Source organism: Sulfitobacter rhodophyticola, from assembly GCF_041281685.2.
Classification (GTDB): domain Bacteria; phylum Pseudomonadota; class Alphaproteobacteria; order Rhodobacterales; family Rhodobacteraceae; genus Sulfitobacter.
Genome location: NZ_CP166251.2, coordinates 68,988 through 91,575, shown reverse-complemented (window position 1 = coordinate 91,575; position 22,588 = coordinate 68,988). Strand labels below are relative to the sequence as shown.

Annotated in this window: 20 protein-coding genes; 5 read left to right on the top strand and 15 right to left on the bottom strand. The window is 63.0% G+C overall.

Annotated features, from left to right (window positions below; translation table 11 throughout):
• Positions 1–8: 8 nt before the first annotated feature.
• The 4 genes from AB4X18_RS01515 to AB4X18_RS01500 all read left to right on the top strand — a co-directional run bounded on the left by AB4X18_RS01515 (position 9) and on the right by AB4X18_RS01500 (position 5,341).
• Positions 9–1,832: an ABC transporter transmembrane domain-containing protein gene (locus AB4X18_RS01515; RefSeq protein ID WP_370401941.1), complete on the top strand. Its 1,824-nt coding sequence runs from the start codon at positions 9–11 to the stop codon at positions 1,830–1,832.
• Positions 1,833–1,914: 82 nt separating this feature from the next.
• The gene (lysM, locus tag AB4X18_RS01510) at positions 1,915–2,346 is read left to right on the top strand and encodes a peptidoglycan-binding protein LysM (protein ID WP_370401940.1); all 432 of its coding nucleotides are present in this window, start codon (positions 1,915–1,917) and stop codon (positions 2,344–2,346) included.
• Between the two features lie 188 nt (positions 2,347–2,534).
• Complete coding sequence (locus AB4X18_RS01505) at positions 2,535–4,412, top strand: acyl-CoA synthetase (protein WP_370401939.1); 1,878 nt, start codon at positions 2,535–2,537, stop codon at positions 4,410–4,412.
• Positions 4,409–5,341, top strand: a complete 933-nt coding sequence (locus AB4X18_RS01500) for an alpha/beta hydrolase (RefSeq protein WP_370401938.1) — start codon at positions 4,409–4,411, stop codon at positions 5,339–5,341. Before AB4X18_RS01505 ends, AB4X18_RS01500 begins: the two co-directional genes overlap by 4 nt.
• 79 nt (positions 5,342–5,420) lie before the next feature.
• Here AB4X18_RS01500 and AB4X18_RS01495 read toward each other — a convergent pair whose 3' ends face one another.
• From AB4X18_RS01495 to AB4X18_RS01435, 13 genes are all read right to left on the bottom strand, one after another.
• Entirely contained in the window at positions 5,421–6,260 is an 840-nt protein-coding gene (locus AB4X18_RS01495; RefSeq protein ID WP_370401937.1) for an alkaline phosphatase family protein, read from the bottom strand.
• 66 nt (positions 6,261–6,326) lie between these two features.
• Entirely contained in the window at positions 6,327–7,292 is a 966-nt protein-coding gene (locus AB4X18_RS01490; protein WP_370401936.1) for an NAD(P)H-binding protein, read from the bottom strand.
• A gap of 53 nt (positions 7,293–7,345) precedes the next feature.
• The gene (locus AB4X18_RS01485) at positions 7,346–8,983 is read right to left on the bottom strand and encodes an ABC transporter ATP-binding protein (RefSeq protein WP_432817010.1); all 1,638 of its coding nucleotides are present in this window, start codon (positions 8,981–8,983) and stop codon (positions 7,346–7,348) included.
• The gene (locus AB4X18_RS01480) at positions 8,983–9,798 is read right to left on the bottom strand and encodes an ABC transporter permease (protein WP_432817009.1); all 816 of its coding nucleotides are present in this window, start codon (positions 9,796–9,798) and stop codon (positions 8,983–8,985) included. The genes AB4X18_RS01485 and AB4X18_RS01480 overlap by 1 nt, the downstream gene beginning before the upstream one ends.
• A 106-nt stretch (positions 9,799–9,904) precedes the next feature.
• On the bottom strand, positions 9,905–10,861 hold the full coding sequence (locus AB4X18_RS01475) for an ABC transporter permease (protein WP_370401935.1): 957 nt from the start codon (positions 10,859–10,861) through the stop codon (positions 9,905–9,907).
• An 8-nt stretch (positions 10,862–10,869) separates the two neighbouring features.
• Complete coding sequence (locus AB4X18_RS01470; RefSeq protein WP_370401934.1) at positions 10,870–12,471, bottom strand: ABC transporter substrate-binding protein; 1,602 nt, start codon at positions 12,469–12,471, stop codon at positions 10,870–10,872.
• Positions 12,472–12,587: 116 nt separating this feature from the next.
• A complete protein-coding gene (locus AB4X18_RS01465; protein ID WP_370401933.1) occupies positions 12,588–14,582 on the bottom strand; it encodes a CocE/NonD family hydrolase in 1,995 nt (664 codons plus the stop codon).
• A gap of 94 nt (positions 14,583–14,676) precedes the next feature.
• Positions 14,677–15,123 carry a D-aminoacyl-tRNA deacylase gene (gene dtd, locus AB4X18_RS01460; protein ID WP_370401932.1) on the bottom strand — a complete coding sequence of 149 codons (447 nt, stop codon included), beginning with the start codon at positions 15,121–15,123 and terminating at the stop codon, positions 14,677–14,679.
• On the bottom strand, positions 15,123–15,800 hold the full coding sequence (locus tag AB4X18_RS01455; protein WP_432817008.1) for a nitroreductase: 678 nt from the start codon (positions 15,798–15,800) through the stop codon (positions 15,123–15,125). Before AB4X18_RS01455 ends, dtd begins: the two co-directional genes overlap by 1 nt.
• On the bottom strand, positions 15,797–16,909 hold the full coding sequence (locus AB4X18_RS01450) for a TFIIB-type zinc finger domain-containing protein (protein WP_432817007.1): 1,113 nt from the start codon (positions 16,907–16,909) through the stop codon (positions 15,797–15,799). Before AB4X18_RS01450 ends, AB4X18_RS01455 begins: the two co-directional genes overlap by 4 nt.
• Before the next feature lie 68 nt (positions 16,910–16,977).
• Complete coding sequence (locus tag AB4X18_RS01445) at positions 16,978–17,559, bottom strand: cytochrome b/b6 domain-containing protein (protein ID WP_370401931.1); 582 nt, start codon at positions 17,557–17,559, stop codon at positions 16,978–16,980.
• The gene (locus AB4X18_RS01440) at positions 17,552–18,655 is read right to left on the bottom strand and encodes an SPFH domain-containing protein (protein WP_432817006.1); all 1,104 of its coding nucleotides are present in this window, start codon (positions 18,653–18,655) and stop codon (positions 17,552–17,554) included. The genes AB4X18_RS01445 and AB4X18_RS01440 overlap by 8 nt, the downstream gene beginning before the upstream one ends.
• 100 nt (positions 18,656–18,755) lie before the next feature.
• Positions 18,756–19,664, bottom strand: coding sequence for a LysR family transcriptional regulator (locus AB4X18_RS01435; RefSeq protein WP_370401929.1), 909 nt, complete (start codon positions 19,662–19,664; stop codon positions 18,756–18,758).
• 131 nt (positions 19,665–19,795) lie between these two features.
• Here AB4X18_RS01435 and AB4X18_RS01430 point away from each other — a divergent pair, with 131 nt between their 5' ends.
• Positions 19,796–20,314 carry a YybH family protein gene (locus AB4X18_RS01430; protein ID WP_370401928.1) on the top strand — a complete coding sequence of 173 codons (519 nt, stop codon included), beginning with the start codon at positions 19,796–19,798 and terminating at the stop codon, positions 20,312–20,314.
• 96 nt (positions 20,315–20,410) lie between these two features.
• Here AB4X18_RS01430 and AB4X18_RS01425 read toward each other — a convergent pair whose 3' ends face one another.
• Complete coding sequence (locus AB4X18_RS01425; RefSeq protein WP_370401927.1) at positions 20,411–21,370, bottom strand: DUF2927 domain-containing protein; 960 nt, start codon at positions 21,368–21,370, stop codon at positions 20,411–20,413.
• A gap of 12 nt (positions 21,371–21,382) precedes the next feature.
• The gene (locus AB4X18_RS01420; RefSeq protein WP_370401926.1) at positions 21,383–22,579 is read right to left on the bottom strand and encodes a toxic anion resistance protein; all 1,197 of its coding nucleotides are present in this window, start codon (positions 22,577–22,579) and stop codon (positions 21,383–21,385) included.
• Between the last annotated feature and the right edge of the window lie 9 nt (positions 22,580–22,588).

Here is a 22,588-nt window from a genome sequence, read left to right as displayed (position 1 = left end):
GACGTTTCATGGCCCGCGCCCCATCATCCCCCACGCCCCCCACACCGCCGGGTTCCGCCGGAGAGCAGGAGCGCGAGAAATCCAAGAAAATCGGTGCGTTGCGGGCGTTGGCACCCTTTGTCTGGCCCTACCGGAAGCTGATGTTTGCCGCCTTGCTGGCGCTGGTGCTGACCGCGATGCTGTCACTGGCGCTGCCGCTGGCGGTGCGCCGCGTGGTCGACAACTTCGAGACCGCCGACATGGCGCTGCTGGATTACTATTTCATGGCCGCTTTCGTGGTGGCGGGGTTTCTGGCGCTGGGCACGGGTCTGCGATATGCGCTGGTCACGCGGCTGGGGGAACGGGTTGTCGCGGACATCCGCAAGGCGCTGTTTGACCGCGTCATCGGGATGAGCCCGGCGTTTTACGAACGCATCATGACCGGCGAAGTCCTGAGCCGGATCACCACAGACACCACGTTGATCCTGTCGGTGATCGGATCGTCTGTGTCGATCGCGCTGCGCAATATTCTGGTGTTCGTGGGGGGGCTGGCGCTGATGCTGCTGACTTCGGCCAAGCTGACGGGGCTGGTGTTGCTGATCGTGCCTGCGGTGATCGTGCCCATTCTGACGCTGGGTCGGCGGTTGCGGGTGATCAGCCGGGAAAATCAGGACTGGATCGCCGCGTCTTCCGGTAATGCGTCCGAAAGCCTGAGCGCCGTGCAAACGGTGCAGGCGTTCACCCACGAGGGGGTCACGCGCGGCATCTTCGCGGATATGACCGAAACCTCCTATGATGTGGCGCGCCGCCGCATCCGCACGCGGGCAGCGATGACAGTGATCGTGATCTTTCTGGTCTTTGCGGGCGTGGTCGGCGTGCTGTGGATCGGCGCGCACGACGTGCGCAGCGGTGCGATGACGGAAGGCGAATTGGTGCAATTTGTCATCTACGCGGTGCTGGTCGCGGGGGCGGTTGCCGCCCTGTCGGAGATCTGGGGCGAATTGCAGCGCGCGGCGGGGGCAACGGAACGGTTGGTGGAACTGCTGCAAAGCGACGATGCGGTCGAAGACCCGCTGCAGGGCGCGGCGCTGCCCGATCCGGTGCGCGGCACGATTGCCTTTGAAGGGGTGAACTTCACCTATCCTGCGCGGCCCGACATCCCCGCGCTGGAGGGGGTCGACCTTGAGATCAAACCGGGTGAAACAGTGGCCTTTGTCGGCCCGTCCGGCGCGGGCAAGACCACGATCATTCAGTTGATCCTGCGGTTTTATGACCCGGTGTCAGGCCGGATCACGCTGGACGGTGTGGACCTGCGCGACATGACCCGCGCGACCTTCCGGCAGGCAATTGCACTGGTGCCACAGGACCCGGTGATCTTTGCCACATCGGCGGCGGACAACATCCGGTTTGGCCGCCCTGACGCCACCGATGCCGAAGTGATCGAAGCCGCGCGTGCGGCGGCGGCGGACGGGTTCATCAGCGCGCTGCCCGAAGGGTATGACAGCTTTCTGGGCGAACGCGGCGTGATGCTGTCGGGTGGTCAGAAGCAGCGCATCGCCATTGCCCGCGCCATCCTGCGCGGCGCGCCGGTGCTGTTGCTGGACGAAGCCACAAGCGCGCTGGACGCCGAAAGCGAACGTGCGGTGCAGGGGGCGGTGGACAAGCTGAGCGAGGGGCGCACGACGCTGATCGTGGCGCACCGTCTGGCCACGGTCAAAAAGGCCGACCGGATCGTCGTGCTGGAAGGGGGCCGCATCGTGGCCATCGGCACCCATGACGAACTGGTCGCGCGCGGCGGGCTTTATGCGCGCCTTGCCCGGCTGCAGTTCACCGACGGCATCGCGGCTGAGTAATCTGCGCGCGTTTTCCCCTTGCACATGCACCGGGGGCCATCAAACATGGCCTGCGTGAACCGATATCAAAGGGAGAAACGTGATGGGTTTGTGGAGTTTCGTAAAAGGTGCGGGCAAGAAGGTTTTCGGCGGGGATGATGAGCCCGAAGTCAGCGGTGCCGCGCTCAAGGATGAATTGAAGGAACTGGGGCTGGAAGCGGACGGCATCGACATCACGGTCGAAGGCGACAAGGTCAAGGTCAGTGGCACCGCCGCCAGTCAGGAAGCGCGCGAAAAGGTGATCCTTGCGGTGGGCAACGTTGCAGGCGTGGCCGAGGTCGAGGACGAGATCGCGGGCGGCGAGGGGGAGCCGACGTTCCACACGGTTGAAAAGGGCGACACGCTTTGGGCGGTGTCGGAAAAGGCGCTGGGCAGCGGTGGGCGCTATATGGAAATCTTTGAGGCGAACAAGCCGATGTTGTCGGATCCCGACAAGATTTACCCCGGCCAGGTGTTGCGCATTCCTGCCGCCTGATCCGGTCCGACACCAATCAGAATGGGGCGGGTGCAGCAGATGCAGCCGCCTTTCGTGCATTTCGGGGTCTGGACTGCAAAGTGACGCAGGGTTTTACCGCTCGGTTTGCTTGATTATCGCGCCGTTTCAAAGCATCCTGCGCGCTACTTAAATCAACGCCCGTCAAGTGGCGTCAGGGGAGGAAGACTATGGGATATGCCGGGCTCGAGGACCGCAAGGCTATTGAAGATGAAATGCCATGGGAGGACCGCGATGTTCCGGTCACGCTTTATGGTCAGTTGAGCCAGACGGCGGGCAAATTCCCGAACCGCGATGCGATGAGTTTCCAGCTTCTGTCGGGTGCGACCGACAAGAAGGAAACGCTGACCTGGAAGCAGTTGCATGAAAAAGTCACCCAGACCGCGAACCTGTTCCGGTCGCTGGGTGTCGGGCCCAAGGACGTGGTGGCTTATGTCCTGCCCAACACGAATGAGACGCTGCTGACCCTGCTGGGCGGTGCCGTGGCAGGCATTTCAAACCCCATCAACCCGCTTCTGGAGGCGGATCAGATCGCCTCCATCCTGCGCGAAACGGGGGCGTCGGTGGTGGTGACCCTGCGGCCCTTCCCGAAGACGGACGTGGCCGAAAAGACCGCCGAAGCGGTGAAGATGGCGCCGGGTGTGCACACGGTGCTGGAAGTCGATCTGGTGCGGTATCTGACGCCGCCGAAATCCTGGATCGTGCCGTTGATCCGGCCCAAGGGCAAGGTGGGCAATCAGGCCAAGTACATGAATTTCAACGCAGAGATTGCCAAGCAGAACACCACGCTTGATTTCGAGGACGTGCAGGAAGACCGCGTGGGGTTCTATTTCCACACCGGCGGGACCACCGGCATGCCGAAGGTCGCGCAGCACCTTTATTCGGGCTCGATCTACAATGGCTGGGTCGGTGCGACCACGTTGTTGAGCGAGGAAGACGTTCTGCTTTGCCCCTTGCCGCTGTTCCACGTCATGGCCTGTCAGGTGATGGTGATGGGCGCGCTGGCCTCTGGCGCGCATGTGGTGTTCCCCACGCCGCAGGGCTATCGCGGGGAAGGCGTGTTCGACAACCTTTGGAAGCTGGTCGAACGCTACAAGGTGACCTTTGTTGTATCGGTGCCCACGGCGCTGGCCGCGACGATGCAGGTGCCGGTGAATGCCGACATCTCCTCTGTCAAGACGGCGTTTTCGGGCTCCGCCCCGCTGCCGCTGGAATTGTTCAAACGGTTTGAGGATGCCACCGGCATGACCATCGTCGAAGGTTACGGCATGACGGAGGCGACCTGCCTTGTGTCGGGCAACCCGATCGACGGGGTGAAAAAGGTCGGCTCCATCGGGATTCCGTTTCCCTACACGGACATCAAGATCGTCAAGGGATCGTCAAAGGGCGATGTCGAAGCGGGCGTGGATGAGATCGGGGAAATCTGTGTGTCCAACCCCGGTGTCTATGTCGGCAATACCTATACGGAGGCCGACAAGAACAAGGGTCTTTATTTCAACGACACGCACCTGCGCACCGGCGATCTGGGGCGGGTTGATGCGGATGGCTACATGTGGATCACGGGCCGCGCCAAGGACCTGATCATTCGTGGCGGTCACAACATCGACCCCGCAGAGATCGAAGAGGCATTGCTGGGCCACGAGGCGGTCGGATTTGCCGGGGCCATTGGCCAGCCGGATGCCCATGCGGGCGAGGTGCCTTGCGCCTATGTCGAACTGGTCGAAGGGGCCAATGTGACGCCCGATGATCTGATGGCGTTCTGCAAGGCCAACATCACCGAACGCGCGGCACTGCCCAAGCACATGACCATCATGCCTGAGTTGCCCAAGACCGCCGTTGGCAAGATCTTCAAGCCGGACCTGCGCCGGGAGGCGATCATCCGCATCTATGATGAGGCGTTGACGAAGGCCGATCTGGCAGCGCGCGTCGAGGAGGTGACCGAAGACAAGAAGCGCGGGTTGGTCGCGAAGATCGCCATGCATGGCGCGTCCGAGGCGGATGTGAACAAGGTTCTGGGCAGCTTTACCCGGCCTTGGGAAGTTGCGTGACGCCACCGGACTATGACAGCCTTCTGGATGACGAGGTCAGCGCGTATATCGCGCGGTCTGCGACCTATTTCCCGCCCGGTGCGGTATCGCTGAGCATTGAGGAACAGCGCGCGGTCTATGACCGGATGTGCGCGGCGTTTCATGCCGGACGCCCTGAGGGGGTGGTGGTGCGTGACCTTGTATATGGCGGCGTGTCGTGTCGCCTTTATGAGATGGCCACCGCGTCGGAGGTTACGGTGGTCTATTACCACGGTGGCGGCTTTGTCGTGGGCGGTTTGGAAAGCCACGACGATGTCTGCGCCGAGATCTGTGCGCGGACGGGCTTGCGGGTGGTGTCGGTCGATTATGCGCTGGCACCCGAGCATCCGTTTCCCGCGTGCTACAATGATGCCCTTGCAGCCTACACCGGCGTGCGGGAAGCCTTTGCCGGGCCCATCCTGTTGATGGGCGACAGCGCGGGTGGCAATCTGGCGTCAGGCATTACCCATGAGGTGCGGCCAGACGGCAGGGTCATCGGGCAGGTTCTGATCTATCCCGAGCTGGGCGCGGACAGGCACAAGGGCAGCTTTGTAGAGCATGCGCATGCCCCCGAACTGACGGCTGCTGACGTGGTGGCTTACAGGGTTTTGCGCTTTGGCGTTGCGGACCCGCCTGCGGGGGATACCCGATATTTTCCGTTGCAGGACAAGGATCTGTCGGGGCTGCCCCCGACGGTCGTTCTGACGGTGGAGTGTGATCCGCTGGCCAGCAATGGTCCTGCCTACCGCGATGCGGTCCGGGCCGCAGGCGGGCAGGCGGAGTGGATTAACGGCAAGGGGTTGGTGCATGGATGCCTTCGGGCGCGGCATTGCTCGGCGCGGGCGGGGGCGTTCTTTGATGAGATCGTCGGGGCTGTGGATGCGCTGGGACACAGGCGTTGGCCGTATTGAGGGATGCCCGTAGGGTGGGCATTTATTGCGCACCTTTGGGCGTGATGGGTCGGGGGACGGTGCGCAGTGAATGCGCACCCTACGGGGTGAGTAAGCTTTCGGCTTTCATGGTCTCCGCAACCGGCGCGCCGAGGCGGTTCAGGATGGTCGGCGCCAGTTGCAACTGGTCGATCACCACATCTTCCGCCGGGCCTTGTGCGTCACCGAAATAGTAAAGCGCTGCTTCCTGCTGTAACGGATCGCGCCCGCCGTGATGCCCGCGCGCGTCCTGTCCGTGATCGGCGGTCACGATCACCTCGTATCCTGCGGCGCGCCACTTGGGGATGAAAGGGGCCAGCATTTCGTCCATCACCGCGCAGGCGTGGTCCATCTCCTGGCTTTCGTGAAAGAACCGATGCCCCATGCTGTCGAGCGTGCAGGTGTGCAGCATGCCGTAGTTCAGGCCGAAGCGCAGGCAGAGGTTGGTCAGCGTGCCAAAAAGGTCCACGTCAGACGGCGTCATCTGGTTGACTTGCCCATATCCCGTCATTGTATGGAAGCGGCCATGGTTGATGGTGTCGCTGTCCGGTTCATCATATTCCACGTCGCGGACGAAATCGAAGGGATGGCGGTTGAAGAACTCCGACCAGAAGGAATGCGCGACCGCGCCGGTGATGCCGCCACCCTTGCGGGTCTGGGAAAACACATCCGGGTGCGTCAGGCGAAAGACGTTGCCGTTGCCGGTGCAGCCATGTTCGGCGGGGGAAACGCCGGTATGGATGGAGGCATAGCAGGAGGCGGAGATCGACGGCAGGACGGAGCGGATTTTCCATACCCGCGCGTCGCCCGCGTCGACCCAGCCTTCGAGGTTGCCGAACAGCCTGCGCCAGTTGTGGTAAGGCACGCCGTCAAGGATGATCAGCAGCAGTTTCTTGTCCATGTCGGTCCTCCGGTTGCTTGGCGCAGGCTGGGGCAGGGCGTGGCCAAGCGCAAGGGGGTCAGGTGGCTAAAAAACGGCGTGGTCGCCGCGCGCAAGGGTGGCGCGCCCGGCGATCAGCGCGTCGTAGTAGTCAAACAGCCTGTCCTGCCCGAATTCCAGGGTCGCATCGGCATCGTAGGTTTGTTGAACATCGTCCCATAACAGCATGGATTCGCTGGCGTAATACTGGCCGATGCGCGCCAGTTCGGCCTTGGTGGCAAGTCTGGGGCTGATCCGGCCCAGAGCGTCCAGCACCGTGCCGATCCCGCCAATGAAACGCAGCGGGACATGGCGGAAACGGGGCGGCTTTCCGGTGGCCTCGAACAGATACTCCCCCATGTCGCGGGGGGTAAGCGCGGGACCGGGGCCGCCGATGGGCAGGACGCGGTTTTGCAGGGCGGGGTCGCTCAGGCAGGCGGTGATGTAGCGCCCCAGATCGCGGTCGCTGATGGGTTTGCAAGCGGTCAGGCGGCCATCACCGAACAGCAGATAAGGTTTGCCCGCCTGCACCCGCGCGACCTGACCGGCGAGGGATTTGAAGAAGGCCGTGGGTCGGACGATGGAATAGCGCAGGCCGGAGGCAATCAATTCGGCCTCGAACGCCAGCTTGGCGTGTTGGAAGGCCAGCCGCGGTTTTTGCACGCAGATCGCGGAGAGCAGGATCATCTGCTGCACACCTGCCGCCTGCGCCGCCGCCAGGACGGCCGCATTCGCGCGGTGATCTATCGCCCAAGCCTCTGCCGGGGTGCCGGTGCGCGAGGCGAGGCAGGAGACAACCGCCTGCGCCCCATGCCCGCGCATGGCATTGGTCAGTGCCGCCACGTCCCCCACATCGCCGATTTGTGCAGTTATGCCGTTAATCCCCGGATCGCGCCGTCCGAACGCCAGCACGTCATGGCCTGCGTCTTTCAGGGCATGTGCCGTGGCGTGTCCGGCCGTGCCGGTCGCCCCCAGAAGGACGACAGGGACGGGAGAGGGGGAAGGTGAGGGCATGATGGACCTGTAATCTGACCGTCGCGATCCCGGCTTCAAAGGTGCGCGTGACCCTAGTTCCCGGCGCTTTCCATCTTGCGGTGGGCCAGCACGTCTTCGAGCCAGCCCAGTTTCATTTCCGGCACGGAACTGAGCAAAAGATCGGTGTAATCATCAAACGGCGGTGACAACACCTGCGACTTGGAGCCGTAGCGCACGACCGCGCCCTGATACATCACGGCGATGCTGTCGGCGATGGCCTTCACGGTCGCAAGGTCGTGGGTGATGAAAAGATACGCGACGTCCTCGATCTTTTGCAGGTTGAGCAAGAGCTTGAGGATGCCATCGGCCACCAGCGGATCGAGGGCGGAGGTGACCTCATCACAGATGATCAGTTTGGGTTTGGCCGCAAGTGCCCGTGCGATGCACACACGCTGTTTCTGGCCGCCGGAAAGCTCCGCCGGATAGCGGTCCTGAAAGCCGTCGCCCAGTTCGATTTCGTCCAGCAGTTCCTGAATGCGTTGCTGCTTGGCCTTGCCCCTGAGGCCGAAATAGAATTCCAGCGGGCGTCCGATGATGGTTCCGACGGTCTGGCGCGGGTTCATCGCGGTGTCGGCCATCTGGTAGATCATCTGCAATTCGCGCAAATCGTCGATGGGACGGCTGGGCTGATCGGGGGTCAGGGTGCGCCCGTCGAAGGTGATGGTGCCTTCGGAGGGGGGCAGAAGGCCCGTGATGACGCGGGCGAGGGTGGATTTGCCGGACCCGGATTCACCAACGATCGCCAGCGTCTGACCGGGGTGCAAATCCACCGTGACATCCTTCAGGACGTCGAAGTTGGTGCCGCGATAGCGCGCGGTGATGTTTTCGACCCGCAGGAGGGGATTGTCGGTGGGTTGCTTTTCTTCGTGCTGGATGGAGCGGACGGAAACAAGCGCCTGTGTGTATTCTTCCTTGGGTGCGTTGATGATCTGGTCGGTGGTACCGTATTCGACCATCTCGCCCATGCGCAGCACCATGATGTGATCGCTGACCTGTGCGACGACCGCCAGATCGTGGGTGATATAGATCGCCGCCACGCCGGTGTCGCGGATTGCGTCCTTGATCGCGGCCAGCACGTCGATCTGGGTGGTCACGTCAAGCGCCGTAGTGGGTTCATCAAACACCACCAGATCAGGTTCGGGGCAAAGGGCAAGGGCGGTCATGCAGCGTTGTAATTGGCCGCCGGAGACCTGGTGGGGATAGCGGTTGCCGATGGTTTCGGGGTCGGGCAGGCCGAGTTTCTTGAAGAGTTCCACCGCGCGGGCTTCGGCGTCCTTGCGGGAGAATTTGCCTTGCAGGATTGCGGCTTCGGTCACCTGCTCCATGATCCGTTTGGCCGGGTTGAACGACGCGGCGGCAGATTGGGAAACATAGGTGACTTCGCCCCCGCGCAGTTTGCGCACGTCGCGCATGCCGGATTTGAGAATGTCGCGGCCGCTGACGGTGACTTCACCGCCGGTGATTTCCACGCCGCCACGGCCGTAAGCCATCGCGGCAAGGCCAATGGTGGATTTACCCGCACCGGATTCCCCGATGAGGCCCAGCACCTTGCCGGGTGCCAGATCGAAATCCACACCGTGCACGATCTCGATATCGCGGGGGCGTTCGCCTGGGGGGAAGATGGTCGCCCCGATCTTGAGGCCACGGACCTTGAGCAATGGTTCAGACATCAGCCGCGCCCCCCCTTGAGCGATGTGGTGCGGTTGAGGATCCAGTCCGCCACGAGGTTGATGGAGATGCAGAGTGTGGCAATCGCGAAAGCGGGATAGAGGGCCGCGGCGATGCCGTAGTTGATGCCTTCCTTGTTCTCTTTCACGATGCCGCCCCAGTCCGCTTGCGGCGGTTGCACGCCAAGGCCAAGGAACGACAGGGTGGAGATGAAGAGCACCATGAAGATGAAGCGCAGGCCCATTTCAGCGACCAGCGGCGACAGGGCGTTGGGCAGGATTTCACGGAAGATGATCCAGACGGTTTTTTCACCCCGCAGGCGCGCGGCTTCGACGTATTCCATGACCGTGATGTCCACGGCCACGGCGCGCGAGAGGCGGTAGACGCGGGTGCTGTCCAGAAGGCCCATCAGCACGATCAGAATCGTCAGCGTGGTGGGCATGACCGACAGGACGACCAGCGCGAAGATCAATGAAGGAATGGACATGATCAGATCGACAAAGCGGCTGATGACCTGATCCACCCAGCCGCCAGTGACAGCGGCGAAAAAGCCCAGTGTGGCCCCGGTCACGAAGCTGAGCAGCGTGGCCATGGTGGCGATGAAGATCGTGGTCTGGCCCCCGAAGATGAGGCGGGTCAGCAGGTCACGCCCGATGCTGTCGGTGCCCAGAATGAATTGGTCTGATGGCGGCTCCCACACATCGCCCACGACTTCGGCCATGCCATAGGGCGCGATGAGGGGCGCGAAGATTGCCATGAGGAAGTAGAGCCCGGTGAAGAACAGGCCGATGAGCGCGGCGAGGGGGATGTTCTTCATGGTCGGAACCCGCTGCTTTGGTCTTCATTCTGCACCGGGTGTCTCCTGGCGCTTTTGCTTTGCAAAAACGCTTGGTCGCACGAAATGAATTTTCTCGGTGAAAAATTCATTTAGGGTGCCTCAACCTTGGATTGGCGAGGATGGAGACAATGTCCGCAACCAGGTTCAGGCTGATGTAGACGGCTGCAAAGATCAGGCCGCAGGCCTGCACCACGGGCACGTCGCGTTTGGCCACGTGGTCCACCAGGTATTGCCCCATGCCGGGATAGGCAAAGACGACCTCCACCACCACGACGCCCACGACCAGATAGGCAAGGTTGATCATCACCACGTTGACGATGGGCGCAATGGCGTTGGGGAAGGCGTGTTTGGAGATGATCTTGAGCATCCCCATGCCCTTGAGTTCGGCGGTCTCAATATAGGCCGATTGCATCACGTTCAGGATCGCGGCGCGGGTCATGCGCATCATGTGCGCGAGGACCACGAGCGTCAGTACCATCACGGGGATCGCGATTGCATTAAGTTTCTGGCCCAGGCTCATGGAATCGTTGATGATTGCCACGGAAGGGAACCAGCCCAGCTGGATCGATACCCAGTAGATCAGCACGTAGCCGATCATGAATTCGGGGATGGAGATGGTGGTCAGGGTCACGCCGGAAATCAGCTTGTCCGGCCAACGGTCCTTGTAGCGGACGGCCAGAAGGCCAAGGAAAATCGCCAGCGGGACCGAGATGACGGCCGCCCAGAAGGCGAGGAAAAGCGTGTTTCTGAGGCGGCCCGACAGGCTTTCGGCGATGTCGCGGCCATTGGTCAGCGCGGTGCCCAGATCGCCCTGTAGAATACCGCCAAGCCAGTTGAAATAGCGGCTGAGGGCGGGTTCATTCAGGCCCAGCTCGGCGCGCAGGTTTTCCAGCGCTTGCGGGGTGGCGGATTGGCCGAGGATCTGCTGGGCCACGTCGCCGGGCAGCATCATGGTGCCGCCGAAAATCAGGATGGATGCTGCAAAGAGCAGAATGATGCCCAGCGCAAGGCGCTGGGCAACGAGTTTCAGGATCGGGTGCATACTAAGACTTACGCGTCTTTGACCCAGCACCGGATGGCGGCTTTGTTGTTCATCATGCCGCCGTTTGGATCGGTGATCCAGCCGCCGAGGTCATTGGAAACGCCGGAGACGAAATCGTTGAACATCGGCAGGATCAGACCGCCTTCATCGCGCAGCATCCGGCCCATCTTGGAATAGATCTCCTTGCGCAATTCGCCGTCCAGCTCCGCCTTGGCGGCGTTGAGCATGTCGTCGAATTCTGGCCGTTTCCAGCGTGTGTCGTTCCAGTCAGCTGTGGACAGATACGCAGTGGAATACATCTGGTCCTGCACGGGACGACCGCCCCAGTAGGACGCGCAGAAGGGTTGCACGTTCCAAACCTCGGACCAGTAGCCGTCGTTCGGTTCCCGCTTGATTTCCAGTGGAATACCAGCGGCTTGCGCGGATTGCTGGAACAGGGCGGCGGCATCCACGGCACCGGGGAAGGCACCATCGGCGACGCGCAGGATGATGGGGGAGCCGTCGTGACCGGACTTCTTGTAGTGCTCTGCGGCTTTTTCAACCGAATGCTCGCGCTGCGGAATGGACGCATCAAACAGCGGATAGGAGGCGTTGATCGGCATGTCGTTCCCGATGGAGCCGTAGCCGCGCAGGATCTTGTCGACCATTTCCTGACGGTTGATCGCGTATTTCAGTGCCAGACGCAGGTCATTGTTGTCAAAGGGCGCTGTGTCGATGTGCATGATAAACACATAATGGCCGCGACCAGAGGCCGATTGCACGCTCAGGTTCGGCGCGCGGTCGAGCAGGGCGGCAACCTTGGGGTCTACCCGGTTGATCGCATGCACCTGACCCGATTGCAGCGCCGCAGTCCGGGCGGTGGCATCGTTCAGCACAAGCTGTTCGACCTCGTCGGCCCAGCCGCGGTTTTCACTGTCCCAATAATCGTCGCGACGCTTGAACGCGTGGCGCACGCCGGGTTCGTCGATTTCGATGGTATATGGCCCTGTGCCGATGCCGGCGCCGGGATTCTCCATGCCGCCATCCGGCTGGATCATCAGGTGATAATCGGCCATCAGGAAGGGCAGGTCGGCGTTCGGGGTTTCCAGCTCAACAATGAAGTTGTCGCCGTCGACCTTCATGTTGGCGATGCCCTTCATGATGCCGAGCGCGCCAGACTGGCTGTCCTCGTTCGAGTGACGCTGCATCGTCTTGAGCACGTCTTCGGGGGTCATGTCGCGGCCATTCGAGAAAGGAATGCCCTTGCGGATCTTGAACGCCCAGGTCTGCGCGTCGGCAGAAGCTTCGACGCCTTCTGCCATGCGGTAGTCGATTTCGCCGTTTTCGGTCACTTCCACGAGCGTTTCGCCCCAGCACCGCAGGTTGTTGAGCGGCACTTCGGAAGCGGTCAGAGCGGGGTCTTGGGTGTTTGTGCTTTCGCCACCCGAAGAGCCGATTTTCAGCATGCCGCCGCGCTGTGGGGTGGCGTGGCCATCGGCCTGGGCCTGGCTGGCCATCGCGTTGGCGGCGACGGCAGTGACACCAAGTGCGACCGCGCGGCCGACGAATTCGCGGCGGGTCATGCGGCCGTCTGCGACCTTCTTGGACATGTATTCGAGTTGATCGTTCATTGTGGTCTCCCGTTGGAACGGAGCGCTTGCCGCGCCCTTTTCGTGTTTATGGGATAAGCATGCCCATTTCAGGCGGGGTCGCAAGGGTTAATGCCCTGATGCGCGTGACGGTTTCGTTACAGATGTTCGCGGGGAATGGTTTCCTCTACGTCACGTTCGAAAACGCGGACGTCGCCTTCCCAGGCCTCCATCCGCGCACGCAGATAGAAGGTTTCGGTGTCCGACCACATCTCGCAGGTGGCTTCGGTGCGCAGGTGGATGTCGTCGCGTTCCAGCGTGTCGGTCCAATGGCACGCGCCATAGGCGCAGCACGGATCGTCAGGGTGAATTCGCCATGTTTCACGGGCGATTGTGCCGGTGACAAGCCCATGGTCAAGGTCGCGGACCTGGCCGAAATCATCTTCGATGATCAGGGTCACCGCGCCGGTGACACGGTCCGTTTCTGTGCGCCGGACGTGGTTTGCGGGGCGCAGGGTTTCAGTCTCCCACGCGGGGGCGGCGTCGGGCGGGGGAAAGGTGACCTCATCCGCGCTGCCGCTGGGACGCTGGGGCAGGGTGATCTGGCCTGCATGTAGGTGCAAACTGGACTGATGGGGCGCGGGCCAGATCATCGGCCAATAGGCATTGGAGACTGCGACGCGCAGGTGATGGCCCTTGGGCACGCGGTACGCGATGTGATCCAGATCCAGCGTGATTTCCTGCGCCGTGCCGGGCGTCAACGGCTCCGGATCGGCGGAGCCGTTGCGGTGGCTGAGGTTGAGCACGCCGTAGGTGATGCGGCTGCTTGCGCCGTCTGGATGGACGTGGCACAGGCGCACGGCAATCTGCGCCTGGGGTTGGTCGGCGGTCAGTTTCAGGGTGATCCGGGGCGCGCCGACGATGTCCATGTCCCAATCCAGCGGTTCGGTGTCGAAGGTCGTTGACAGTGCATCATCGGCACGCTGGTCACCGGGCATTTCCGGTCCCAGCCAGATGGCGCAGTATTCGCCCGCCTCCGCGCCGCAATGGGCGGGGGAGGCGACGGTGGCGTTCAGGTGATCGGCATTGCCGCGCAGGCCCCGGTCGGTCAGGTGCAGGGTTTCCGTTTCAAGATGGCCGGTGGCACCGGTTTCTTCGGCGATCCAGTGGCCGGGGCGGTCGGTATACCATGCCGCCGGGCGCACGCCGTCCATCAGGTAGGCGCGGTAGTCGGGGTCATCTTCCACCCCGGTGTCCACGTCCTTGAGCCAGCGGTCCCACCAGCGCAGCGCTTCCTGCAGGAAGCCGATGCGCGGCTCCGGTACGGCGAAATGGGGATATTTGTGCACCCACGGACCGACAATGCCCTTGGCGCCGGGAAGGACTTCGACCAGTTGCGGCACGGCGTTCTTGTAGGCGTCGCCCCAGCCACCGATGGCCAGCACCTTGGCGTTGATTTTGCTGTAGTCTTCACAAACCGAGCCGTGCCGCCAATAAGCGTCGCGGCGCTGATGGCCGAGCCATGTGGCGGGCAGGAAGGGTTCGTTTTCCAGCCGCTCCAGCCACATCTCGCGCCAGTTGTCGCGCAGGCCGGGATCGGGCGCGCGCGACGAATAGGACCACATCGTAGCGCCCCAGCCGAGGTTTTCGTTCAGCAGGCAGCCGCCCTTGTAGTGGATGTCATCGGCAAAGCGGTCCACAGTGGAGCAGAGCGTGATCACGGCCTTCAGGGGATCGGGCGCGAGGGCTGCGACCTGCAGGCCGTTGAAGCCGCCCCAACTGATCCCCATCATGCCGACGCGGCCGTTGCACCACGGCTGGGCCGCGGCCCAGGTGATGACTTCCACCGCGTCCGAAAGTTCCTGTGCGGTGTATTCGTCCGCCATCAGTCCTTCGCTGTCGCCATTGCCGCGCATGTCCACGCGCAGGCAGGCGTAGCCGCGCATCGCAAAGTAGGGGTGCGTGAGCGCGTCGCGCGCGCAGGTGCCGTCGCGTTTGCGGTAGGGCAGGTATTCAAGGATCACCGGGACGGGATCGTCGGTGGCGTCCTCGGGCATCCAGACGCGGACAGAGAGGCGACAGCCGTCCGAGAGAGTGATGCCGAGGTCAGGGTCTTCGGTGATGGCGCGGAGGGTGTGGGGGGTGTCCTTCATATCCGAAGGGTTGGGGGACGGGGCGGGATTGTCAACAGGATTGCGGTGGCGGTTGAGAGGGCGGAGGGGCGGCAGGCTCACCAAAACCAGCAGGTCAGGGGGTGGCAGTATCCAGCCAGATGGTTACGGGGCCGTCGTTGGTCAGGCTGACGGCCATGTCCGCGCCGAATTCTCCGGTCTGGGTCGGGACGTTCAGGTCGCGCAAGGCCTGGGTGAACTCCAGATAGAGTGTTTCGGCCATCTCCGGTTTGGCGGCGTAGGAGAACCCCGGACGGGTGCCGCGGGAGGTGTCGGCGGCAAGGGTGAACTGGCTGACCACAAGGGCCGCACCGCCGGTTTGGGCGATGTTGAGGTTCATCTTGCCCGCGTTGTCCTTGAACAGGCGCAGTTTGGCGACCTTCGCGGCGAGGGCTTTCGCGGTGTCAGAGGTGTCTTCCGGCATGGCGCAGACGAAGATCAGCAGGCCATGGTCGATGGCAGCGATCCGGGTGCCGTCCACGCTGACGGCTGCATCGGAGACCCGTTGGAGAAGCGCGCGCATCAGTCGTGCCAGCGGATGATGTCGGCGGGCTCCGCGCGGTCGGTGCGAAAGCCGTTGGCGGGATCGTCGGTGTCGGGGTAGCCCAGCGAGATCGCGCAGAGGATCGTACGTTCCTGCGGAATGTCCAGCCGGTCATGCAAGAGCGGTGCATAGGCGGCAACGGCGGCCTGCGCGATGGTGCCGACACCGCAGGCGGTGGCCGCCAGCATGAAAGCGGTGATGAAGCCGCCGCAATCCATCACGCCGTGCGGGCCCAGTTCGGCGGGCGCATGCAGGATCGCCACGTGCGGCGCGTCAAAGAAGGCGTAGTTGCGCAGCATCTGGGCCTGCCTGCCGACATGGTCGGATTTCTCCACTCCCACGGCATCGTAAAGCTGAAAGCCGCAGGCGCGGCGGCGGTCGGCGTAGACGCCGAGGTATTTGCCGGGCCATTGCAGATCGGGCTGCGGGAGCGTTCCGGCAGTGGCGGCTTCGGTCAGGGCGGCGCGCAGGTTGTTTGTGCTGTCGCCACGGGTGATCTCCAACTGCCAGGGCTGCGCGTTGCACCACGAGGGCGCGCGCCGCGCGGCGGTGACGATCCGGGTGATCAGCGCGTCAGGCAGGGGGTCGGGCAGGAAGGCGCGGCAGGAATGGCGCGCGGTCAGGATGGTGTGAAGCGTGTCGTAGTCTTGGGTCATTGTTGTGCTGCCAGATAGCCGATGACGCCGGCCGTGATCAGGCCCAGCACCACCGCGATGGTGATCTTGATGGCGGAGTAGGGGCGTTCGCCCTGCACCCTGCCGGTGCGTCCGTTCACGACAAAACGATAGGTCTTGCCACGGTATTTGTAGGCGGCCAGCCACACCGGCAGCAGGATGTGCTTGAAGGTCAGATCGCTGAGCTGCGTGTCGATGTGCTGCACCCGCTGGCGGTCGCCGCCGATGTCGAATTTCACATCCCGTTGGATGATCCTGTCCATGTATCCGCGCGCCTCGATAAAGCCGTCCTGAAGGGAGACGTGGTATGCCTCTGCCCGGAAGCCTGCAAGGTATTCGGGCCGGTAGGGTTCGAGCGCGGACAGGTCCCAGGGTTCAAGCGCATCGGTGAAACGCTTGGGCAAGGAGGTGGAGGCCAGCACCAGTACATCATCGAAGAACCGTTGTACCCGGCCCGACGCGGGGCTCCAGCGGACTTTGGGGACCTGTTGGCTGACCCGCTTGCCGTCGCGCATCACCGTGCGGGTGACGTAATAGACCGTGCCGCGCTGGCCGCGATAGCTGGAACGGGTTTCGGCGTCATAGGTCCAGTAGGGCACATAGATGCCCTGCATCCGGCGGCCCTTGCGGGCGTATTGCTGCAACCCGTTGGGCGCGAACCACAGCCGCCCCAGCCAGTCCTGCATCGCCCCGCGCGCGGTATCCTGATCCAGCGCGAAGGGCAGCACGCCGCGCGGCTTGATCTGGCGGTGGGTGCCGGTGTCGACCACCACGGGGGTGGCGCAGAAGGGGCATTCGGTGGCGTGTTTGCCATCGTGAAATTCCACTTCTGCCGCGCAATTGGGGCAGGAGGTGACGCGGGTTTCCTCCATCTGCTCGGGGGGCAGGTCGGCCGCCAGACCGCGGGAGAGGTCCAGTTCGGCCATGGGGTTGAGGTGCCTGCCGCCGCCGTCGATCGCCTGCTGGTTGCCGCAGTGATCGCACATCAAAAGCCCCGCACCGGGGTCAAAGCGCAGATCAGAGCCGCAAGTATCGCAGGGAAAGCGATGTTCCTTCAGGGGCGCGGGAGAGGGGGCGGCGGGATCAGGCATGGGGGCTCCGGTCGGGGTGCGTGTCAGACATAGCGCCCTTGCGCAGGCGCTGCCAGATCAAGCTGGGCCTAAAGATAGCGGTGCAGCGCCTTGGGTGTCATGATCCGCAGCGCATTGTCGCGCAGGGCACAGTGCCGCCAGACGTGAAAAAGCGCGTGACCCGCCGCGATGGCGGCCAGCAGGTAGAATTCGAAGATGTGGATCTGGCCGATGATGTGATTGGCCTCCTTGAGGTTCAGCGCCGGTGCGATGGGCAGGAACCCGCCCGCCCACAGCACCGTGGCGGAGGTCAGGCCCAGCAAAAAGCCGGTGATCGCCACGCCGAAAAGGCCCCAGATCAGTGCCTTGTGCAGCCATTGGTGCACCCGCCGCGCCCAGGAGGGAAGTTTCGGGCCTGGGCGACTGGCCAGACCGCGGCGCAGGTAATCGGCGGTCCAGATCAGGCACATGGTCACGAAGATCAGGGCAAGGATCGAATGCGCCTGAAAGGCGCGCGGGCCGAAGGGCAGGACATCATCCGGGGTGACCAGCAGGAACCAGACCAGTAGCGGCACCATGCCCCAGTGCAGGGCCTTCAGTGCGCTGCGCCGCCGGGGCAGGCGCGCGGTGATCCGCGCCCGCAGGCCTGCGCGGCCGATGCTGTCAGGCACCGGGGGGCGGGGGCGGCAGAACGGTGAAAAGCTGTGCCAGTTCGGCCACGTCCTCGGCCCGCTGCCAGCCATCCTGACCGGGGGTCCAGACATAGCTGTCACGGCTCAGCGCGCCTTCGGCGGCCTTTCGGCCCATGGCGGCCTTGGAAAAGGGGCCTGTCGTCTTGCCGCCTTCGGCGATGTGCCAGACATGTTCGACCGGGGGCGGAGCGATCTGGGCGGGCGCGACGGTGCGTGCGCCCCAGGGGCCCTGGGATCCGGCCGCCTGTTGGCCGATCTGCATGCCCAGCCCCGCACCAAGGCCCGCCTGAATGGCGGCGGCACCGGCACCTTCGTTGCCCAGTGCCTCGGCCGCCTGAAACTGCATGTATTCGTTCAGGTTGCCAATCACGCCCATGGAGGACCGTTTGTCCATTACTTCTTCCACGGCGGGCGGCAGGGAGATGTTTTCGATATAGAGTTCCGGCAGCGACAGCCCGTAAACGCCGATCTGGCCGGCGATTTCCTGGCTGACCAGCTTGCCCAACTCGCGGGTGTTGGCGGCCATGTCCATCACCGGGATCCCCGCGCGCGCGATGGTCCGGGAGAATTCCTGCACGATGATGTTGCGGATCTGGAAGCTGATTTCATCCATGGTGAATTCACCATCGGTGCCGACGATTTCCGACAGGAAGCGCGCGGGTTCGGAAACCTTGACGCTGTAGGTGCCGAAGGCGCGCAGGCGGACTGGGCCGAATTCGGGGTCGCGGCAGATCACCGGGTTCTTGGTGCCCCATTTGAGGTCGTTGAACCGGGTGGTGTTGACGAAATAGATCTCCGACTTGAAGGGGCTTTTGAAACCGTGATCCCAGTGTTGCAGGGTGGTCATGATCGGCATGTTGTTGGTTTCCAACATGTAGAGACCGGGTGTGAAGACATCGGCCAATTGCCCTTCGTGCACGAACACCGCCGCCTGTCCTTCGCGCACGGTCAGTTTGGCGCCGTACTTTATCTCGTGGCCTTCCCGTTCGAACCGCCAGACCATCGTGTCGCGGGTGTCGTCTGTCCAGTGGATGACGTCGATGAATTCACCGGAGAGGAAATCGAAAATGCCCATGGGGTACGGTCCTTGAATAGGGGTCAACCGGAACCTATTGCGCATGGGTCGGGTTATCAAGACAAGGCGGGGCGGTGCCTGTGACAGGATTGTTCCGGGGTCAGGGCCGCCCGGATCCGACCGAGAGCGGGGCGCATATTTCCAAAAGCCAGTCCAGGAATTTGCGGGTCTGGGCCGGGATCGGACCTTTCTGACAAATCGCATGGTAAATCCCGGTCATCTCAAGGTCGATGTCCAGCTTGATCAGGGAGCCATCCGCGAGATGGTCCCGGACCGTCAACTCAGGGGTGAAGCGCAGGCCATAGCCCATCAGGGCGGCTTCCAGCTCCAACTTGGCGTTGCCCGGATCGACGAGCTTCAGGGCAGCAAGATCACATCCCGCGCGGCTGACCGCCTCCTCGAAAACGCCACCTCCGATCCCCCGGTCGGATATCCACGGCAGCGACGACAGATCGACTTTGCCCGTGCCGATCAGTTCGGGTGCTGCGCAAAGGATCATGGGTGTCTCAAGCAGTTTGGCAACCTGGTAGTCCCCCCATTTCTGTCCCGGCGCGCCACCGCGAATGGCTATGTCGTGGGTGTCGAGGTCGATGGGTGCCGTGTTGCCGTCCGGCGAAAGGGAGACCTGTAGCGTCGGGTGTTTCTTCCAGAATTCACCGAGGCGGGGAAGGATGACCATTCCCGCAAAATAATCAGTGGTGGAGACACGGACACCCCGGCGCGCTTCGCTTCTTTCCAGATCACGAATGCCATCGGCGATGAGCGTGAAAGCCTCAAGCAGGGGGTGGGATAATTGGTGGCCCGCGTCGGTCAGCGTCAGCCCGCGTCCTTCCCTGCGCACCAGTTTCGTGCCGATTTCAGCTTCGAGTTTGCGGACCTGTTGCGCGATCGCAGCGGGCGTCACGTTCAACGCTCTGGCCGCTGCGGAATAGCCTTGCAACCGTGCGGTCGCCTCGAAGGCGCGCAAGGTCGACAGGGGTGGGAGTTGGGTCCAGTTGATATCGGTCATTTGATAGTTCTAATTAAAGGTCGAGTTTTATTCCTGAGTCACGCATTCCAGCATGTCATGATAATACATCCATGTGAAGCAATTCTGCTCATACGAAAGCATTAGCAGAGATATCAGAACTGGAGATCAGAATGTCGAAAAGAAATGGTATGTACGCCGCTGCTGTGGCTTTGGCCGCACTGTCCAGCGCCGCGGTCGCCGCAAGCCCGCGCGAAGACGCCGCGCACAGGGCGCACGACAGATATCTTGCCGCGATCAATGCCAACGATCCCGAGGCGCTGCTTGCGACAGTCACCGACGACATCGTCGTCATCGCGCCGAATGCACCCGCGATGGTCGGCAAGACCGAGGTTGCGCCCTGGGTGCGCGGTTATTTCGAGGCCTTTCAGACATCCTGGCAGAAGACGTCGGTTGAGTTTGTCGTCACGGGCGACTGGGCGTTCGAGCGGTACACCTACAAGGCGGTCGATATGCCGCGCGATGGGGGCGCGGCGTTTGTGGACACGGGCAACGGGATCAACATCTACCGATTGGGACAGGACGACGTCTGGCGTGTGGCGCGGGATGTCTGGGCCACGGACGGTTCTGCGATGGGGAGCGCGCAAGCGCCGGGGGTGGCAACATGTACCGGCGCTTCCGGACCCTGCTAGGCGCCATTGTGGCCTTCGATATGAAGTGTCCGGTCAGGTTCCGGGTGCAAAAGGCCGCTTCATTGGTGGCCTTTCGGTCAGACTTGACCACCGCCTTTACAACGGACCCCCTGTCAATTCCCGCGCGATGATGCGGGTGATGGGGGCTGCCTCTGCCGCGCTCATGCCGGGTTGCAGGCGGTCGTCATAGAGCATTTTCAACAGCAGTTCGTCGTGACGGGTCAGCAGCGCGAATTCATCGTCGTCGTTGAAGATGGACGGGCGCGCGTCGGGGCTGTCGTTGGAAAGCCCCATGCCCTGGGCCAGTTCCTCGTGAATGCACGACAGGCGCAGCAGATCGGGGTTTTCGGCGCGGACCACCGCCAGCGCCGCCGTATAGACATTGGGATTCGCGCCGGTGGCATAGGCCGCGACAAGGCAATAGGTGTCGCGCGGCATTTCGCGGACCGAGGCGAGGCTGCGCTGGGAGATGCCCGGTACGCGGGCCGCGGCCTTTGCCAGCATCTCGGCGCGGTCGTCTTCGCCAGCGACCACAACGATGAAATTCGGGCGGCTGCCCATGGTGACGGGGTGGCCGGTGACGCGGCCCAGACGCCGGGCGTAGTCGCGTACCGCCGTTGTATCGGCGCGGCGTTGCGATGGCAGGATGCTGTCGCCGAACAGGACTTCCATGCGCACCGGGCTGGCCCAGCGGTTCAGCGGGCTGGACCCGCCCGCGCCGCCAAAGCTGCCGTCGTATTCGTTGAAAAAGGCGATGCGTTCGAAGTTGCGGGCCAGCACGTCAGCGGTGAACGGGGTGTCCGCCCCGCCACCGTCCTGGCGCAGCAGCCCCTGACTGAGCTGGGCCTGTTCCACCTGCGCGAAATAGCTGCGCAGGCTGGCGCTTTTTTCAGAGGTCGGGCGTGCCACTACGGGGGCGGCGGCCACGGGCGGCGTGGGACGCGCCTGCGGCTTGAGCGAGGCGTCTACATTCGGATCAAGCAGGTCACACGCCGCCAGCAGCGCGGCCAAAAGCGGCAGCGCTGACAGGATGCGAAAGGGACGGTGCAGGTCCATGGCCGCCGCGCCTTAACCCGGCACGGCACCGGCGGCGGTTTCGCCCAGCCCGGTCTTCTTGGCCTTGGCAGCGGCCAGCGTGTCGCGCAGCTTGGCTTCCATTTCCTGCAGTTCCTTTTCGGCCGCGGCGCGCTTGGCCTTGCCGTCGTCGGCAATTTGCAGGCTTTCCTCGATGGTGCCGATCAGATCCGCATTGGCTTGCTTGACCGCTTCGATGTCGAACACGCCGCGCTCCATCTCCTCGCGGATCATCTTGTTGCTTTCGCGCAGGTTTTTGGCGTTCGACGTCAGCAATTCGTTGGTCAGGTCGTTGGCTTCGCGCACGGCAGTGGCCGCTTCGCCGGAGCGTTGGATGGTCACGGCCTGCGCCAGTTGAGTTTCCCACAGCGGCACGGTGTTGACGAGGGTTGAGTTGATCTTGGTGACGAGGCTCTTGTCGTTTTCCTGCACCAGCCGGATGGAGGGCAGGGATTGCATGGTGACCTGACGGGTCAGTTTCAGGTCGTGCACCCGGCGTTCCAGATCATCGCGCGCGGCGCGCAGGTCGCGCAGTTCCTGTGCAACCATCACCTGATCGTTCTCCGCCGCCTTTTCGACGTCCTTCTCCTTGGCCGGGATCACGGTGCCGTCCAGGTCGGCCAGCTTGGCCTCCCCCGCGGCGATGTAAAGCGCCAGTTCATCATAGAACTGCAGCGTCTTTTCATAGAGCAAATCCAGCGATTTGATGTCCTTGAGCAGGGTATGTTCATGGCTCAGCAGGTTGTCGGTGATCCGGTCGATCTGGCCCTGCACCTTTTCGAATTTGGCGGTGAATTTCGCGAAGGGGGCCGCGCGGCCGAGCAGTTTTTCCCACCAGCTGCGCTTGCGGCGCACGTCCAGTTCGGAGACCGAAAAGCCCCGGATGGCGGAGACGATGTTGCGCAGGCTGTCGCCCGCAGGGCCTACGTCCTTGTTGCGCACGTCCTGCAGCATCGCCTGGCTGATTTCCTGCAATTCCGCCTGTGCGGCAGAGCCGAAGGCGACGATGGACTGGGTGTCTTCCATGTCGATCTCCGCCATACGGCGCTTGATTTCCGCGCTTTGCGGCTTGTCCGCGGCTTCCAGCGGGACAATCGCATTCGCATCGATGGGTTCGGGCAGGACCATGGCGCTGACTTCGGCAACCATTGCAGTGGCTTCGGCGGCTTTTTGACGAACAGTTTCAGACATATACACAAC